Raw genomic sequence first — 836 nt, 5'->3', positions numbered from 1 at the left:
CTGCCGGGACGTGCGGGCGGTGGTGCCGCAGGGCCGGCAGGTGCTGGTGCTGGATGATCCGGCGACAGCGCGCGAACTGGCGGGCGTCGATTCGTCGCGTCCGCACGGGTGTGGGTTCGCTGGTGGCGGCGCAGGCCGAGCGTTTCGGGATCGACGAGACGAGCCGGGTGCTGCAGTTCGCGTCGGTCGGCTTCGACGCGGCCTCCTGGGAGATCTGGGGGGCGCTGTGTGCCGGGGCCCACCTGGTCGTGGCGCCGGCCGAGGAACTGGTGCCGGGGGCCGGGCTGGTCGAGGTGGTGGACCGGCATGCGGTGACGCACGCCACGCTGCCACCGGTGGTGCTGGGCGCGCTGGAGCCGGGAGAGGTTCCGTCGCTGTCGGCGGTGGTGTCGGCGGGCGAGGCACTGGGACCGGAACTCACGGCCGCGTGGGGGGCCGGTCGGCGGCTGGTGAACGCCTACGGCCCGACGGAGTCGACGGTGTGCGTGTCGATGTCGCGGCCGCTGGCGGCGGGCGATGTGCCGTACATCGGTTCACCGATTTCCCATACGCGCGTGTATGTGCTGGACCAGTGGCTGTCTCCGGTGGCTCCCGGGGTTGCGGGTGAGCTGTATGTGGCTGGTGCGGGCCTGGCACGCGGGTACGTGGGCCGCTCCGACCTGACCGCGGAGCGGTTCGTGGCCAGTCCGTTCGGTACGGCGGGCGAGCGGATGTACCGCACCGGGGATCTCGTGCGATGGAACGCCGAGGGTCAGCTGGAGTACCTGGGCCGGGCGGACGAGCAGGTGAAGATCCGCGGCTTCCGCATCGAGCCTGGTGAGGTGCAGGCGGTCGTC

The 836-nt window shown here is 72.2% G+C and carries 1 protein-coding gene; it reads left to right on the top strand.

Annotation, left to right across the window (positions count from 1 at the left end; genetic code table 11):
- Window positions 1-122 precede the first annotated feature (122 nt).
- Window positions 123-836 (top strand): AMP-binding protein (locus IH50_RS38380; RefSeq protein WP_324617176.1); only part of this gene is annotated, 714 nt, incomplete at its 3' end.

Source organism: Streptomyces sp. NRRL S-37 (assembly GCF_000721605.1).
Classification (GTDB): domain Bacteria; phylum Actinomycetota; class Actinomycetes; order Streptomycetales; family Streptomycetaceae; genus Streptomyces.
The sequence above is the reverse complement of the archived record's forward strand: the minus strand, read 5'-3'. Positions and strand labels throughout refer to the sequence as shown.